Annotated in this window: 13 protein-coding genes and 1 pseudogene; 8 read left to right on the top strand and 6 right to left on the bottom strand. The window is 62.4% G+C overall.

What is annotated here, in order from left to right; translation table 11 throughout:
• Positions 1–91: 91 nt before the first annotated feature.
• Complete coding sequence (gene rdgC / locus OKB87_RS12590) at positions 92–1,003, bottom strand: recombination-associated protein RdgC (RefSeq protein WP_011706841.1); 912 nt, start codon at positions 1,001–1,003, stop codon at positions 92–94.
• A gap of 180 nt (positions 1,004–1,183) precedes the next feature.
• Here rdgC and OKB87_RS12585 point away from each other — a divergent pair, with 180 nt between their 5' ends.
• From OKB87_RS12585 to OKB87_RS12570, 4 genes and pseudogenes are all read left to right on the top strand, one after another.
• Entirely contained in the window at positions 1,184–1,612 is a 429-nt protein-coding gene (locus tag OKB87_RS12585) for a GNAT family N-acetyltransferase (protein ID WP_011706840.1), read from the top strand.
• A 101-nt stretch (positions 1,613–1,713) separates the two neighbouring features.
• A complete protein-coding gene (locus tag OKB87_RS12580) occupies positions 1,714–2,940 on the top strand; it encodes an exonuclease SbcCD subunit D C-terminal domain-containing protein (RefSeq protein WP_270827631.1) in 1,227 nt (408 codons plus the stop codon).
• Positions 2,937–3,074 (top strand): annotated as a pseudogene (locus tag OKB87_RS12575) (exonuclease SbcC); the annotation flags it as partial. The gene OKB87_RS12580 and the pseudogene OKB87_RS12575, both read left to right, overlap by 4 nt.
• A gap of 41 nt (positions 3,075–3,115) precedes the next feature.
• The gene (locus OKB87_RS12570; RefSeq protein ID WP_270827630.1) at positions 3,116–6,871 is read left to right on the top strand and encodes an AAA family ATPase; all 3,756 of its coding nucleotides are present in this window, start codon (positions 3,116–3,118) and stop codon (positions 6,869–6,871) included.
• 81 nt (positions 6,872–6,952) lie between these two features.
• Here OKB87_RS12570 and OKB87_RS12565 read toward each other — a convergent pair whose 3' ends face one another.
• Positions 6,953–7,498, bottom strand: coding sequence for a cytochrome b (locus tag OKB87_RS12565; RefSeq protein WP_049047367.1), 546 nt, complete (start codon positions 7,496–7,498; stop codon positions 6,953–6,955).
• A gap of 219 nt (positions 7,499–7,717) precedes the next feature.
• Between OKB87_RS12565 and OKB87_RS12560 the strand changes: the two genes are divergently transcribed.
• Positions 7,718–8,536, top strand: coding sequence for an ABC transporter substrate-binding protein (locus tag OKB87_RS12560; protein WP_201974596.1), 819 nt, complete (start codon positions 7,718–7,720; stop codon positions 8,534–8,536).
• Between the two features lie 61 nt (positions 8,537–8,597).
• On the top strand, positions 8,598–9,560 hold the full coding sequence (locus OKB87_RS12555; RefSeq protein ID WP_270827629.1) for a sensor domain-containing diguanylate cyclase: 963 nt from the start codon (positions 8,598–8,600) through the stop codon (positions 9,558–9,560).
• A gap of 78 nt (positions 9,561–9,638) precedes the next feature.
• Here the strand turns inward: OKB87_RS12555 and crr are convergent, their stop codons facing one another.
• The 4 genes from crr to cysK all read right to left on the bottom strand — a co-directional run bounded on the left by crr (position 9,639) and on the right by cysK (position 13,632).
• On the bottom strand, positions 9,639–10,148 hold the full coding sequence (gene crr, locus OKB87_RS12550) for a PTS glucose transporter subunit IIA (protein WP_005303134.1): 510 nt from the start codon (positions 10,146–10,148) through the stop codon (positions 9,639–9,641).
• A 43-nt stretch (positions 10,149–10,191) separates the two neighbouring features.
• Positions 10,192–11,919, bottom strand: coding sequence for a phosphoenolpyruvate-protein phosphotransferase PtsI (gene ptsI / locus OKB87_RS12545; protein ID WP_270827628.1), 1,728 nt, complete (start codon positions 11,917–11,919; stop codon positions 10,192–10,194).
• A 44-nt stretch (positions 11,920–11,963) separates the two neighbouring features.
• Positions 11,964–12,221, bottom strand: coding sequence for an HPr family phosphocarrier protein (locus tag OKB87_RS12540; RefSeq protein WP_005303128.1), 258 nt, complete (start codon positions 12,219–12,221; stop codon positions 11,964–11,966).
• Positions 12,222–12,663: 442 nt separating this feature from the next.
• A complete protein-coding gene (gene cysK / locus OKB87_RS12535) occupies positions 12,664–13,632 on the bottom strand; it encodes a cysteine synthase A (protein WP_011706833.1) in 969 nt (322 codons plus the stop codon).
• Positions 13,633–13,799: 167 nt separating this feature from the next.
• Here cysK and OKB87_RS12530 point away from each other — a divergent pair, with 167 nt between their 5' ends.
• Together OKB87_RS12530 and OKB87_RS12525 are read left to right on the top strand one after the other, a co-directional pair.
• On the top strand, positions 13,800–14,642 hold the full coding sequence (locus OKB87_RS12530) for an AAA family ATPase (protein WP_270827627.1): 843 nt from the start codon (positions 13,800–13,802) through the stop codon (positions 14,640–14,642).
• Between the two features lie 3 nt (positions 14,643–14,645).
• Positions 14,646–15,809 carry a vWA domain-containing protein gene (locus OKB87_RS12525; protein ID WP_270827626.1) on the top strand — a complete coding sequence of 388 codons (1,164 nt, stop codon included), beginning with the start codon at positions 14,646–14,648 and terminating at the stop codon, positions 15,807–15,809.
• Positions 15,810–15,858: the final 49 nt, after the last annotated feature.

Here is a 15,858-nt window from a genome sequence, read left to right as displayed (position 1 = left end):
GTTACTCATCTATCAACAAGTCGCTTCGAGCGTATGCCCATAAAAAAACCGCCCGGAGGCGGTTTTTTGCAATCAGGCTGAGCCAAGTCGCTTAGATGGACTGCTCTTCACCGCCCAGGGCGGCAAACAGGGCCGGGATGAACTGGGCCAGCTCGGCGGTGACCAGGGCGAAGTCGGCATCCAGACGGGCGGCCGGATCTTCGCTGGTGACGTCGTCGTTTTGCTCGCGCAGCTCTTCGCTGAATTTCAGGCGCTTGATGGAGAGATCGTCCCCCAGCACGAAGCTCAGGGTTTCGCCCCAGTTGAGGGCCAGCTTGGTAACCAGCTTGTCGTTGGCCAGGTGGTTCTTGATCTCGTCCGTCATCAGATCCTGCTGCTTGCAGCGGATGATGCCGCCGTGCTCCATGGCGCTGCGCAGCTCGGCCTCGTCCTCCAGGGTGAAGGAGGCGGGCAGGTTGCCCTCGTTCAGCCACTCGGTCATGGTGATCTCGGGCGGGTTCTTGAGGGCCACCGGCACCACCGGCAGGGTGCCGATGGATTTGCGCAGCAGGGCCAGCAGGTCATCCGCCTTCTTGGCGGATCCCGCGTCCACCACCATCAGGTTGTCGGCCGGATTGATCCAGGCGAAGGTCTGGCTGGTGCGGCTGAAGGCGCGTGGCAGCAAGGTGTGGAGGATCTCCTCCTTGAGCGCTTCCTTCTCTTTCTTCTTGAGGGCGCGGCCCTGCTCGAACTCGATCGCTTCTACCTTCTCCGCCAGCATCTCCTTGACCACGGTGCCGGGCAGCATCTTCTCTTCCTTGCGGGCACAGATGAGGATGTGGCCGGCGGCGGAGTGGGTCAGGGTGGAGCCGAATTTGCCAAGGGGCTTGACCCACCCGAACCGGGAGATGTCCTGGCTGCCGCACGGGGTGAAGGCACAGGCTTCCAGCTGGGTTTCCAGCTGCTCGACGGTCAGCTCGAAGGGGCGGGTAAAGCGATAAATCTGCAGGTTTTTAAACCACATGGCGTCCTCGGTCTCATAGATTGTCCGGCGGGCATTGTACTAGAGAGGCGCTTTGTGATCAGCCAATCATTCTTGTTAAATAAAGGGCGATCGACTTCACAGGGAGTCATATTCGTCCCCAAAGCCGTCATCAAACTCCCCTAGACTGCGGATGTTCAGGTTGTTAACAAGGATACCAATATGCTGAGGGCGAGTCGGTCCGACGACATGGACGAGATCGTCGAAATCTGGTTGCTGGCCTCCCTGCAGGCCCACGACTTTGTCGATGCTTCCTGCTGGTGGCAGGCCCAGGAAGATCTGCGCACCCGCTATCTCGATCACGCCCGCATCTGGGTGTTCGAGGAGCGCGGCGAGCTGCTCGGTTTCATGGCGCTGGTGGATGACTACCTGGCGGCCCTCTTTGTGCGCCCCGACCGCCAGGGGCGGGGAGTGGGCCATGCCCTGCTGCAGGAGGCCAAATCCAAGGGGGCCCGGCTGCATGCGCGGGTGTTCGTGGAAAACGATCTGGCGGTGCGCTTCTATCGTCGCCACGGTTTCGTGATCGAGGGGGAGGTGGCCGATCCTCTCACCGGTCATCCCCAGTACCAGATGTGCTGCGAGCCCGCCTGAATCTGCCGGCCGCGCCGGGTATGGCTTGAAAAAGGGGAGGCATATCCTCATCTTGTCTGCATCGGGTGCCGCTGACACCTCCTCCATACGAGCCGTTTTTCATGAAGATCCTGCATACCGCCGACTGGCATCTTGGCCATCAACTCCATGGCCACGATCGCCGTTTTGAACACGACGCCTTTCTCGACTGGCTGGCAGACACCATCAAGCGCCGCGACATCGACGCCCTGCTGGTGGCGGGCGACCTGTTCGATACCGCCAACCCCCCCGCCAGCGCCTGGCAGCAGCTCTACCGCTTTCTGGCGCGTCTGCGCGCCGAGCACCCGGCACTGGAGATGGTGCTGATCGGCGGCAACCACGACTCTCCCTCCAAGCTGGATGCCCCCCACGAGCTGCTGCGCGCCTTCGACCTGCATCTGGTGGGCAGTATCAGCCGGGACGACGAGGGGCAGCTCGAGACCGAGCGTCTGCTGGTGCCGCTGCGAGGCAAGGATGGCGAGGTGGCCGCCTGGTGCGCCGCCGTGCCGTTTCTGCGCAGCAGCGATCTGCGCCCCGACGGGCTCAGCGAGGGGCAGGACAGACTGATCGAAGGGGTACGCCAGGTCTATGAGGCGGTGCTGAGCGAGGGGCGTGCGCGCTGCCATCCGGATCAGGCCCTCATCGCCATGGGCCACGCCTATCTGGCGGCGGGCCAGCTCTCCGAGCTCTCCGAGCGGCGGGTGCTCGGCGGCAACCAGCATGCCCTGCCTGCCGAGCTGTTTGCCGCCGCCGACTACACGGCGCTGGGTCATCTGCACCTGGCTCAGAGCCCGGCCGAGGGGGTGCACTACAGCGGCTCGCCGCTGCCGCTCTCACTGGCCGAGGCGAACTACAACCATCAGGTGCTGGAGGTGACGTTTGAGGGGGGCAAGCTGGCCCGGCTTGAGCGGATCCCGGTGCCCCGCGCGGTGGAGATGATCCGGCTGCCCCAGAGCGGTCTCGACGAGGCGCTCCGGGCCATCGAGGCGCTGGCGCTGCCCGCTTGCCCGCAGCAGGCGCAGCCCTTCCTCGAGGTGCGGCTGCTGCTGCCCAAACCCGAGGCCCGCATCCGCGAGCGTGTGCTGGCCGCCATCGGTGACAAGCCGGTGCGCCTTGCCCGCATCACGACCAGTTATCAGGGCTCGGGCCAGGGGCTGGCGGATGGTGCCGGCCAGCGCCGGCTCGATGAGCTCTCCCCCACCGAGGTGTTTCGCCTCTGCTATCAGCGTCAGTTCGACGGGGAGCCGGAGGCCGAGCTGGTAGCGTCGTTTGAAGAGATTTTGGAGCAGGTGAAGGAGGCAAATGCATGAAAATCTTGTCGCTGTCAGGGGAGAATCTGGCCAGCCTGACCGGCCCCTTTACCATCGATTTTGCCGGTGGCGCCCTAGGGATTTCCGGCCTGTTTGCCATCACCGGCAATACCCGGGCTGATGGGGGCAAGAGCATGCGCGATATCGGGTCGGTATGGATGGAGGCGTGTGGCGTATGAAGATCCTCTCTTTGAGTGGTGAGAACCTTGCCAGCCTGACCGGTCAATTCACCATCGATTTTGCTGGTGGCGCCCTGGGGGCCGCCGGCCTGTTTGCCATCACCGGCAATACCGGCGCCGGCAAGAGCACCCTGCTCGATGCCATCTGTCTGGCGCTCTACGACGAGATGCCGCGCTTCATCGCCAACCGCAAGAACGTGGCCGAAGTGGGCCGCATGGATGACGAGGAGAAGCTCAAGGCCAACGACGTGCGCGGCATCCTCAGCCGCGGCCACGCCAGCGGTTTTGCCGAGGTGCAGTTTCGCGGCTGTGACGGCCGCGTCTGGCTGGCCCGCTGGGCGGTGCGTCGGGCCCGCAACCGCGCCGAGGGGCGCTTTCAGGCCCAGGAGCGCAGCCTGACCGACGTAGCGTCGGGCCAGGTGTTCAGTGGCAGCAAGCGGGAGCTGCAGGATCGCATCGACGAGCTGGTGGGGCTTTCCTGGGAGCAGTTTCGCCGCGCCGTCATCCTGCCACAGGGGGAGTTTGCCGCCTTCCTCAAATCGAGCGCCGACGAGCGTTCGGCCCTGCTCGAACGGATGACCGGCACCGAGCTCTACTCCGCCATCTCGGTCCAGACCCATGAACGGGCGCGGGAGGAGCAGCAGAAACTGGCCGCCATCAGCCAGCGGCTCGGCGACGTGGCGCTGATGGACGAGGCGACTCGCGAGCAGTGGGTGAGCCAGCAGGTGAGCCTCGCTACCAGCCTCAAACACGAGCAGCAGCAGCAGCAGCTGATGCAGGACTTGCGCGATCTCAATGGCCGCATTGCCGCCCAGTTGCAGGCCTGTCAGGAGGGAGAGGCGGCCCTTGCCGCGGCCGAGGCGGCCCATGGTGCGGCCGCCCCCGAGCGCGAGGAGTTCGCCCGCGCCGAGCTGGCCCAGGTGGCCCGCGCCGATCACGACGAGCTGGCCCGCCTCACCCTGGAGGTGCAGCAGCAGGAGAAGGCGCTGGCCGAGCTTGGTCCCGAACTTGGCAAGCTGGAGGAGCAGACCCAGCAGAGCGCCCTCACCGAACAGCAGCTGCTGGCGGAAAAGATCGCCGCCGAGCGCGAGTGGGGCGCTCTGCAGCCCGAGCTCAAACGGGCGCAGGAGCTCGACACCCGCATTCGGGAAAAGCAGCAGCAACTGCAGAAGATCCAGCAGGAGGGGGCGCAGGAGCGGGAAGTCCAGCTCACTCTGGAGCAGGGCTGGCGCCAGCAGCGCCAGCAGGTGGAGCAGCTCAAGGCCCAGCACCAGCAGTGGGGCGCCTGGCTTGAGGAGCACAAGGAGCTGGCGCCGGTGGCCCGCCAGTGGCAACCCCTGCTCACCGCCATGCAGGATTGGGCCGAGGATGCCGACAGGCTGCAGCAGCTCCTTACCCTGCGCGAACACAAGCTGCGCGCCCTCAGGCAGTTGCAGCACCAGCTGGAGCAGGGGCAGCAGGAGCGCGACTACTGGCAGCGCGAGCAGGAGCGGCTGCAGCAGCAACAGCACGAGCTGCAGGAGCAGCAGTGGGAGGGGCGCCTGGCCAAGGCGCAGGAGCAGTGGCAAGGGCAGACCGAGCAGCTGGGCCAGCTGCGCCAGCTGCTGGAGCTGGCCGACTATGGCCGCAATCACGGCGAGCAGCATGGTCGCCTGCAGCAGGAGATCGCCCAGCTGGAGCAGGCGCTCGGCAAGCTGGCCATCCTCGGCGACGAGCTGACGCCAGCCCGCGAGCGGCTCGCCCTGCAACGGGACGAGGCGCGTCACGCACTGGAACAGTCCCGTGCCATCGCCAGTTTCGAGCAGCATCGCCACATCCTGCGCGACGGTGAACCTTGCCCACTCTGCGGCGCCGAGGAGCACCCCTATCACCAGAGCCAGCCACAGGTGGCGGGCATTCTGGGGCAGTTGGCGGAGCGCGTCCGCAGCCTGGAGCTCGAGTGGGAGCGACTCAATCACCAATACATTCAGTGCGAGAGCGAGCGCCAGGAGCTGGCCCGCCAGCTGGCGGTGCGTCAGCAACATCTGCCTGAGCTGGAGACGCGCGCCGAGCAGCTGACCCAGCGCTGGCAGCAACTGGGCGGTGCCGAACTGCTGGGCCATCCGCTGCCGCTGCGTCAGAGCCCGATCGAGTGGAACGAATTGATGAGTACCCTGCTCGGCCGCGGCCAGAGTCTGGAGCAGGGGCTGGCCCGCAGCCAGCAGCAGCTGCGCGAGGCCCAGCTCGGCCAGCAGCAGTTGCAGGCCGTGCGCCAGCAGCTGAGTCAGCTGGCCAGTCAGCACCAGCAGTTCGAGCAGCAGTGGCAGGAGGCCGACCGCCAGCGCATCGCCCTGGAAGGGGAGGTGAAGGCGATGGGCGAGCAGGAAACGACCCTGCGCCAGCGCCTTGAGCAGGGAGGCAGCCGGCTCGATGAGCAGATGGGAGGCCAGCCCTGGCATCAGTGGCTGGGCAGCCAGCAGTGGCACGAGTGGCAGCGGGCCTGCGAGGCCTGGCTGCACGGCCAGAGTGAGTGGGAGCGGCTGACCGGCGAGATTGCCAGCCTCACGCCGGCCCTGAGCGCCCAGGAGGCACGCCTGCAGACCCAGCGCGAGCTGCTGCACAAGCTCGAGCGCGACTACAAGGAGCATGAACAGCAACGACAGGGGCTGGTTACCAGCCGTGCCACCTGTCTGGGGGGGGAGGAGATTGCCCTGGTCGAAAGCCGCTGGCAGCAGCGGCTGCAGCAGCTGGCCAGCGAGCTGGAGACGATGCAGGGGGCGGCCCGCGCCCTGCGCGAGCGCCAGACCGAGCTCAAGACCCGTCTCAGCCATCTGGAGCAGGAGAAGCAGGTGAGCAGTCGGCGGCGGCGGGAGGTGCTGGGGCGCTGGGCTGCCCACGCCAGCAGCCTCGGCATCGCCGAATACGACCTGCGCCGCCTGCTGGCCATGAGCCCGGATGAACTCAAGGCGCGCCGCGCCGCCTTGCAGGCGCTGGAGGATGCCCGCGCCGAGGCGCGAACCCGTTTGACCGAGCGGCAGCGGGCGCTGGCGCTGGAGGAGAGCAAGCTGGATCGTTACCGCGAGCATCACCCCGAGCTGGCCGCGTTGGCGCCGCAGGAGCTCGACAGCCGGCTGACGGCGCTGGAGGCGCACTGCCGCACCCTCGACGAGCAGCTGTTCCAGTGCAAGAGCACGCTGGCCCAGGCCGAGGCGGCGGCCCTCAAGGCGGGTTCTTTGCAGGAGGAGCTGGCCGCCCAGCAGGCGGTGGCGGATCACTGGCAGCGCCTATCCGACCTTATCGGCTCGGCCAGCGGCGCCAAGCTGCGCACCTTCGCCCAGAGCCTCACGCTGGAGCGGTTGCTGCTGGAGGCCAACGCCCAGCTCGCCGAGCTCTCCCCCCGCTATCGACTGGAGCGGGTGCCCGGCACCGATCTGGCGCTACAGGTGGTGGATCTCGACATGGGGGACGAGGTGCGCTCGGTGGACTCCCTCTCCGGCGGCGAGAGCTTCCTGGTGTCGCTGGCGCTGGCGCTGGCCCTCTCCAGCCTGTCGTCGCGCCAGACCCAGGTTGAATCGTTGTTCATCGACGAGGGCTTTGGCACGCTCGATCCTGACAGCCTGGATCTGGCGCTCTCCAGCCTCGACTCCCTGCAGGCGGCCGGCCGCCAGATCGGGGTCATCTCCCACGTGCAGACCCTGGTGGAGCGGATCGGCGTGCAGGTGCGGGTGGAGGCCCTCGGCGGCGGTGAAAGCCGGGTGGTACTGCCCGGATGACGACGGGTCGCTCATGACCATCCATGAACAAACAGGCCCCTGTCAAAGGGGCCTGTTTGTTGGTGTGCAACCTGTCGCCGGTTATTTGCGCTCGGGCAGCATATTGGTCAGGGTGTTGTCCTTGAGCACATGGTGGTGGTAGATGGCTGCCGCCGCGTGCAGGGCAATCAGCGCATAGCCAATGTTGGCCAGCGTCTCGTGCAGCTCCTTGATGGTGCCCTTCAGGCCGTCGTCGGGGGCGATGAGGGCGGGGAGTTCCAGGCCGAAGAAGGGGATGGGCTTGCCGCCTGCGCTCAGCAGCAGCCAGCCCAGCAGCGGGGTGAGGATCAGGAAGCCATAGAGTGCCAGGTGGGCGAGCTTGGCCAGCGTGAGCATCAGGGGGGAGAGCTCGGGCACGATACGCGGTGAGGGGCTACCCACGCGCACCAGCAGGCGCACGACCACCAGCGCCAGGATCAGCAGACCCACCATGAAGTGAAACTCCTTCATCAGGTCGCGGCCGGCCGACCCTTTGGGGAAGATGTCCCTGAACTCCATCAGCGCATAGACGGCGATCATCAGCAGCAGGGTCAACCAGTGCAGCCCTATGCTCAGGCTGCCATAACGTTGTTCGGTATTTTTCAACATGCTCATATCCTTCTCGGGGCTCGCATTGCATCAAGGGTGGTCGCATCGGGCATCCTGCCCCCGCACCATTCCTTTTCATGTTACCGCGCAGATGTGTCAAAACCTTGATCTCGGTGTGTTTTTTAACATCTTATTTGCAACTCGCCCGACACGCTCTGTGCCGAGTCTATGCTTCTGATCAACAGGACCATGCTGGCCCTGCTGGTGAGGGGTTGCATCATGAAGCATCTGAGAGTGGGCGTGCTGGCAGGCTTGATGCTGCTGGCCATGCTGCTGGGGATGACGGGGGTTGACGAGGAGCGGCTGGCTGCGGCAGAACCTGGCCGACCGACTCATTTTTCAGCCTATCTTGGTTTGTTGCCGGGGCTTATCGATTCCAACGGCACAGGTCCCTTCGTCGACCTGGTCAAGGCCATCGCCGGGCTGGATGACGGGGTGGAGGTGAGCGTGATGGTCTATCCCATGTCCCGTGCCACCCGCAGCGTGGTGGTGGGGGAGGCGGACTTCAACCTGCCGGCGCTGCGCAACCCCTACATCGACGAGTCCATGCTGCCCTATCGCTTCAGCTCGGCGACCTTTGGCAAGGTGACCCACGTGCTCTACAGCAACAGTGCGGCGCCCATTACTCCCGCCATGGTGCTGGGTTACGAGTACACCAAGCGGGATCTGCTCATCGAGGGGGTGACCGACTTCTGGCCCTTCTCGGTCAAGCGTTCCCTCTCGCTCGAGCAATCCCTCGGCAAGTTGAGCCGGGGCCGCATCGATGCTTTTCTGTGGGCGCAGGAGGAGGCGGATTTCACCCTGCGCAAGATGGGGCTGACCAATATCCACCGGGTCTATTTCGGTGAGTTCGACGATGTGTTCATCATCCCCAAGGGGCCGAAAGGGGATGCGGTCGACCGCTTCCTGACCCAGTCCATCGAGCGGCTCAGAGCCTCCGGTCAGCTCGACAAGATCTACTCCGGCATTCACGGTCCCTATCAGGAGTGGCAACCGGGAGAAAATGCTGCGACCAAGGCGGTCAGAGCCGCGCAATGAGCGCTTTACCCGCGATCAGCGCTCACTTACCTTGGAACGGTACCTTGGTAAAGGAGTTACCTTGAACATCACCGATCCTGTGATCCTGACCGAGCTGCAGCAAATCCTGTTTCGCTCCTTCGACGTGATCCCGTTTCCGATCCTGATTTCGGAATCCGCCTGCAGCGAGACGCTGGGCAGCATACCCACCCGACTGTCGGAGATCCCGGCCCGTCATCACAGGTTCGTGAACCGGGCCTTCGTGACTCAGCTGGGTTACGATCTGACGGATCTGCCCGACATGGCCAGCTGGTTTGCCACCGTCTATCGCGATGAAGAGAGCAGGGCCCAGGCGATTGAGCGCTGGAACCAGGCGGTGATGACCAGCCTGGCCAACGGCGCGGCGGTGGCCGAGATGAGCGCCTGTCTCTACTGCAAGAACGGCCAGCGGCGCTGGTTTACCATCACGGCCCAGCTGACGGCCGATGCCATGCCGGGCTGGCACATAGTGACGCTGCGTGACATTCACGACCTGCACTGCATGATAGAGGAGGTGAGCCGGCTCTCCTGCACCGATCCGCTGACCGAGCTCGGCAATCGGCGTGCCGCCGGCCAGCAGTTGCAGGCGCTCTGGCTGCGGGGGGAGCCCTTCTCGGTGATCCTCTGCGATATCGACCACTTCAAGCAGATCAATGATCGCTATGGCCATCCCGCCGGGGATGCGGCGTTGTGCGAGGTGGCCCGCATCATGACGCGGCAGCTGCAGCCCGCAGAGCATCTGGCCCGCTGGGGCGGGGAGGAGTTCCTGTTGATCCTGCCTGGGATGGATGCCGAACAGGTGGTCGAGCGAGCCGAGCAGTTGCGCCGGCAGTTTGTCGGCCATGCCGTGGGCTGGCAGGGAGAGCACTTCTCCCTGACGGTTAGCCTGGGTTGTGCCACCCAGGAGGAGGGACAGGGCATCGACAGTCTGTTGCAGGTGGCGGACAAGGCGCTCTACCAGGCCAAGACCAACGGCCGCAACCGGGTGGTATTTGGCAGGGCCTAGCCGGAAAACGCCCATAAAAAAACCGAAGCCAGGGCTTCGGTTTTTTGTTGCGGCGACGGGCTCTGGGCCCATGTGGCCTTATTTTTTGATGCGGATCACCGGGGTCTCGCCCACGGTCACGGCACCCGTCATCTTCACCAGCTCTTTGATCTCGTCCATGTTGGAGATGACCACCGGAGTCAGGGTAGATTTGGCTTTGGCTTCCAGAACGGCCAGATCGAACTCGATGATGGTGTCACCGCGCTTGACCTGCTGACCTTCCTGGGCGATGCGCTTGAAGCCTTCGCCTTTCAGTTCAACGGTGTCGATACCGAAGTGAACGAACAGCTCGATACCAGAGTCGGATTCCAGCGAGAACGCGTGGTTGGTCTCGAAGATCTTGCCGATGGTGCCGTCGCACGGAGCAACCATCTTGTTGCCAGCCGGCTTGATGGCGATGCCGTCGCCGACGATCTTCTCGGCGAAGACTACGTCGGGCACATCTTCGATCGGTACGATTTCGCCTGACAGCGGGGCAAAGATTTCGATGCCGCCGGTATCAGAACTGTCATCGGAAACCAGTTTCTTCAGTTTATCAAACAGACCCATAGTAAAAGCTCCTAGAGATGATTGTCGCTGTTTGCAGCCGATCTTAGCAGACTGCCTTCTGCTTAATAAAGTTATCTACACAGGCTTCGATTTCGGCGGCGGTGGCAAAGCTCAGCGCTTGATCAGCCATGGCCTTCACATCTTCGAAGTTGGTGTTGCGGATAAGCTTCTTGATACGCGGTACAGAGATGGCGCTCATGGAGAACTCATCCAGACCCATACCCAGCAGCAGCAGGGTGGCACGCTCGTCACCAGCCAGTTCACCACACATACCGGTCCACTTGCCTTCGGCGTGGGATGCATCGATAACCATCTTGATCAGCGTCAGGACGGAGGGTGACAGCGGGTTGTACATGGCGGAAATCATCTCGTTACCGCGGTCGACAGCCAGGGTGTACTGGGTCAGGTCGTTGGTACCGATACTGAAGAAATCCACTTCCTTGGCCAGATGATGAGCCATCACGGCAGCAGCCGGGGTCTCGATCATGATACCCACTTCGATGGATTCATCAAAGGCTTTGCCTTCGGTACGCAGTTCGGCTTTCAGCGTCTCTACGGTAGCCTTCAGGCTGCGGAACTCTTCGACAGAGATGATCATCGGGAACATGATGCGCAGTTTGCCGAAGGCAGACGCACGCAGGATGGCCCGCAGCTGGGCGTGCATGATGTCGGCGCGATCGAAGAAGATCCGCACGGCACGCCAGCCCAGGAAGGGGTTCATCTCTTTCGGGAAATTCATGTAGGGCAGTTCTTTGTCGCCGCCGATGTCCATGGTGCGCACGATGATCGGCTGATCCGGCATCGCTTCGGCCACTTCTTTGTAGGCTTTGAACTGCTCGTCTTCGGTCGGCAGCGCGTCACGGTCCATGAACAGGAACTCGGTACGGTACAGACCCACGCCTTCGGCGCCGTTGCGGATGGCACCTTCGGTATCCTTGACGGTACCGATGTTGGCGCACACTTCGACCTGATGGCCATCCAGCGTGATGGCAGGCAGATCTTTCAGTTTGGCCAGTTCATCTTTCTCGGCCTGGAACTGGGCCTGGAATTGCTTGGCTTCGTTCAGTTGTTCGGCTGTCGGATTGATGATGATCTGGTTGTTGATCGCGTCCAGCACCAGCACGTCACCATTCTTGACGCGCTCGGTGATGTCGTTGGTACCCACGATGGCCGGCAGCTCCAGGGAGCGGGCCATGATGGAGGTGTGGGAAGTACGGCCACCGATGTCGGTGACGAAACCCAGCACGTATTTCAGGTTGATCTGAGCGGTTTCGGACGGGGTCAGGTCTTTGGCGACCAGGATCACCTCTTCGTCGATGGTGCTCAGGTTGACAACGGCGATGCCCAGTACGTTCTTGACCAGACGGGTACCGATGTCACGGAAGTCGGTGGCGCGCTCGCGCAGATAGGGATCATCCAGCTCGGCCATCATCTTCGCGTACTGCTCGATGACCTCGTAGATGGCCTTGTCAGCGGTGGCCTTGTTGTCTTTGATGAAGGATCTGATATCCCCTTCCAGCTCTTCATCTTCGAGCAGCATGATGTGGCCTTCGAAGATGGCCTCTTTTTCTTCACCGAAGGTGCGACCAGCCATCTCTTTGATGGCTTCCAGCTGTGCGGCTGACTTGGTGCGGGCTTCGAGGAAGCGGTTGATTTCGGCATCAATCTGTTCGGCAGCGATTTTGCCCTGATTGATAACGATTTCATCTTCTTTCAGAAGAAGCGCCTTGCCGAATGCGATACCGGGGGACGCAAGAATGCCAGATATCATAATCCTTCCTATTAAAACGACTGTGGGGGAGGAATAAAGCTGGATTACTCCAGCTCGTCCATCAGGGCAACCAGCTTCTCAACGGCTTTCTGAGCGTCCGGGCCGTCGGCCTGGATGGTCACGTTGGTGCCTTTGGTCAGGCCCAGGGTCTGCAGCTTGAACAGGCTCTTGGCGCTGGCGGATTTGCCACCGGAGACCACAGTGATCTCGCTTTGGAATTCTTTGGCTTCTTTCACGAACTGAGCTGCCGGACGGGTGTGCAGGCCGTTTTCAGCAGTAATAACAACAGACTTCTCGTACATGGTTTCACCCCATATTATTGATATTTTTTGGTGTGAGGGATGCTTTTGACGCTTCCTTCTCGCACCGTGTCAGTATGGATATGTTGTAAAGTAACGAAATCAGACCTGCAATGGTTTAATCCAGGTCAATTTTCTGTGCAGTATTCGGTGTCTGCCTCAACTCTTTTCCGTTATCGCTCTACAAGCCGCGTCAATGCTGGTTTGAAATTATTTTATAACGAAAAATAACACTTTGTTACTTTGTGATACCTAGTCGGCAAACACCTCGTGACGCGGCACAGGATATGAGATTTATCACAGAATGTCTGCTTTTTTTGTCGCTGGGTTGCTTGTTATTTTACCCCGAAAAATAAGGGGTCGACTGGCGCTGCCAAGTGCTCAGTCTAGCTCATAAAGAAACGGCGCTCCTGGGAGCGCCGTTGTTTTGAAATAATCCGATCACTTATTGCTGCAGTTCCTGCTCGCTGAACACCCCGGCAAACAGGGCGCTGGAGAGGTAACGCTCGGCGGCGCTCGGCAGAATGACGACGATGGTCTTGTCGGCAAACTCCGGCAGTTCGGCGAGGCGGGCTGCGGCCACCACGGCGGCGCCTGAGCTGATCCCGGCCAGGATCCCTTCCTCTTCCATCAGGCGGCGAGCCATCTCGATAGCATCATCGCTGTTCACCTGCTCGACGCGATCCAGCAGGGTGAGGTCCAGGTTGCCCGGGATGAAGCCGGCACCGATGCCCTGGATTTTGTGGGGACCGGGTTTGATTTCAAGGCCGGCCAGACGCTGGCTGATCACCGGTGATTCGCTCGGCTCGACGGCGACGGAGACCACCGCCTTGCCCTTGGTCTGTTTCAGGTAGCGAGAGACACCCGTGATGGTGCCGCCGGTGCCGACGCCAGCCACGAACACATCCACCTGACCGTCGGTGGCGTCCCAGATCTCGGGGCCTGTGGTCTTCTCGTGGATTTCCGGGTTGGCGGGGTTTTCAAACTGTTGCAGCAGCACGTATTTGCCCGGCTCGGACTCGAGGATCTCATTGGCCTTGGCAATGGCGCCCTTCATGCCGAGCGGCCCTTCGGTCAGCACCAGATTGGCGCCGAGTGCCTTGAGCAGCTTGCGGCGCTCCAGGCTCATGGTGGCCGGCATGGTCAATGTGATGGGATAGCCACGGGCGGCGGCCACGAAGGCCAGAGCAATACCCGTGTTACCGCTGGTTGGTTCGATGATCTCCTTGCCCTTGGTGAGGACGCCGCGTTTCTCGGCATCCCAGATCAGGTTGGCGCCGATGCGGCACTTGACGCTGAAGCTCGGGTTACGGCTCTCAATCTTGGCCAGCACGCGGCCCTTGGTAACACGGTTGAGACGAACCAGCGGGGTGTGACCTATGGTCTGGCTGTTGTCCTCAAAAATTTTGCTCATGGTGCTATCCCTGTTTGTTACGGCGATGAAACAAGATTACCCTGTGGTTTCTGAATGAGAAGTGACGATTTGTTATAACAATATGTTATTACAAGATATAGAGCTTATTCTTTCTTATTGAGGCCTCGATCTCAAAAAGGTCTTTCATCGTCAAAGGAATGGACGTTATGGGATTTGCAGGAAGCGATCGCTATCTCGCCTCTGAATCGCTCAAGATGGCGGTCAATGCCGCCATCGTGCTGGAAAAGCCTTTGCTTATCAAAGGGGAACCCGGCACAGGCAAGACCGAGCTGGCCGAAGCGGTGGCCCGCCATCTGGGCACCGAGCTTATCGCCTGGCACATCAAATCCACTACCAAAGCCCAGCAGGGGCTCTATGAGTACGATGCGGTGGCCAGGCTGCGCGACTCCCAGCTCGGCGACCCCAGGGTAGGGGAGATCAGCCACTACATCCGTCGTGGCAAACTGTGGCAGGCCTTCACTGCCGACCAGCGCCCGGTGCTGCTCATCGATGAAATCGACAAGGCGGACATCGAGTTCCCCAACGATCTGCTGCAGGAGCTGGATCGGATGGAGTTCGACGTCTACGAGACCGGCGAGCGAGTCAAGGCCCAGCAGCGGCCGGTGGTCATCATCACCTCCAACAATGAGAAGGAGCTGCCGGACGCCTTCCTGCGCCGCTGCTTCTTCCACTACATCCGCTTCCCCGACAAGGCCGAGATGCAGGCCATCGTCAAGCTCCACTACCCCGACCTCAAGGAGAGCCTGCTCGGCGAGGCGATGGATCTCTTCTTCGAGTTGCGCGAGGTAGAGGGGCTGCGCAAGAAGCCGTCCACCTCGGAGCTGCTGGACTGGATCCGGCTGCTGTTGGCCGACGACATCGCCCCCGAGGCGATGCGCACCCGCGAGCCGGGCAAGCTGGTGCCCGCCCTCTACGGCGCCCTGCTCAAGACCGAGCAGGACCTGCATCTCTTTGAGAAGCTCGCCTTTCTGGCCAGACGCGGCAGCTGACTGATGCTGATCGACTTTTTTACCCACCTGCGCCGCCACAAGCTCCCCTGCAGTCTGCGTGAACTGCTGGACTTGCACGCGGGGCTGGCAGCCCGGCTGGCCAGTCTCGACATGGACGAGTTCTACCAGCTTTCCCGCTGCCTGCTGGTGAAAGACGAGGCGCACTATGATCGCTTCGATCGCGCCTTCGCCGAGTATTACGAGGGGTTGGCCGCCATCCCCCTGTTGCCGGAGAGCCTGCCCGAGGAGTGGCTGCGCCAGGAGTTCGAGCGGCTATTGAGCGCCGAGGAGAAGGCATTGCTCACATCCCTCGGCGGACTCGACCAACTGCTGGCGACCCTCAATCAGCGGTTAAGCGAACAGAAAGAGCGTCACGCCGGCGGCAACAAGTGGGTGGGTACGGGGGGCAGCAGCCCGTTCGGCCACGGCGGTTTTCACCCGGAAGGAGTGCGCATGGGGGGAGAGGGCCAGCATGGCAAGGCGGTCAAGGTGTGGGAGGCGCGCCACTATCGCAACTTCAGCGACGATTCACCGCTGGGGCAACGGGCCATCCAGCTGGCGCTGCGCAAGCTCAGGCGCTGGGTGCGCAAGGGCAACCCCGACGAGCTGGATCTCGACGACACCATCCAGAGCACGGCCAGACAGGGCTGGCTCGATGTGAAGCTCAGACCCGAGCGCCACAACGGGGTCAAGCTGCTGGTCTTCTTCGACGTGGGGGGATCCATGGATGCCCACGTGGCCGAGGTGCAGCGCCTCTTCTCGGCCCTGCGCCACGAGTTCAAGCATCTGGAGTACTTCTATTTTCACAACTGTCTCTACGACTTCGTCTGGCAGGACAACGCCCGCCGGCACGAGGCGCGCTTCGATACCCTGCGCCTGCTGCGCACCTACGGCAGCGACTACAAGGTGATCCTGGTGGGGGATGCCACCATGGGCCCCTATGAGATCACCTGGCCCGGCGGCAGCGTCGAGTATTGGAACGAGGAGGCCGGCCAGGTGTGGCTGGCCCGCCTGCAGCAGCACTTTCCCAAGCTGGTGTGGATCAACCCCACCCCGCGCCGGGAGTGGCTCTGGCATCCCTCCATCAAGCTGATGAACGAATTGATCGGCGGGCGCATGCACCCGTTGACCCTGGCGGGTCTGGCTGCGGCTATCGACCAGCTGTGACCCTCTCTACCCGAACAGACCAACAAGCCGGGAGTGAACCCGGCGAGGA

Source organism: Aeromonas sp. Y318-1 (genome assembly GCF_027706125.1).
Classification (GTDB): Bacteria; Pseudomonadota; Gammaproteobacteria; order Enterobacterales; family Aeromonadaceae; genus Aeromonas; species Aeromonas hydrophila.
Note: the sequence above shows the minus strand (reverse complement) of the source record. Positions and strands in the feature narration are given on the sequence as shown.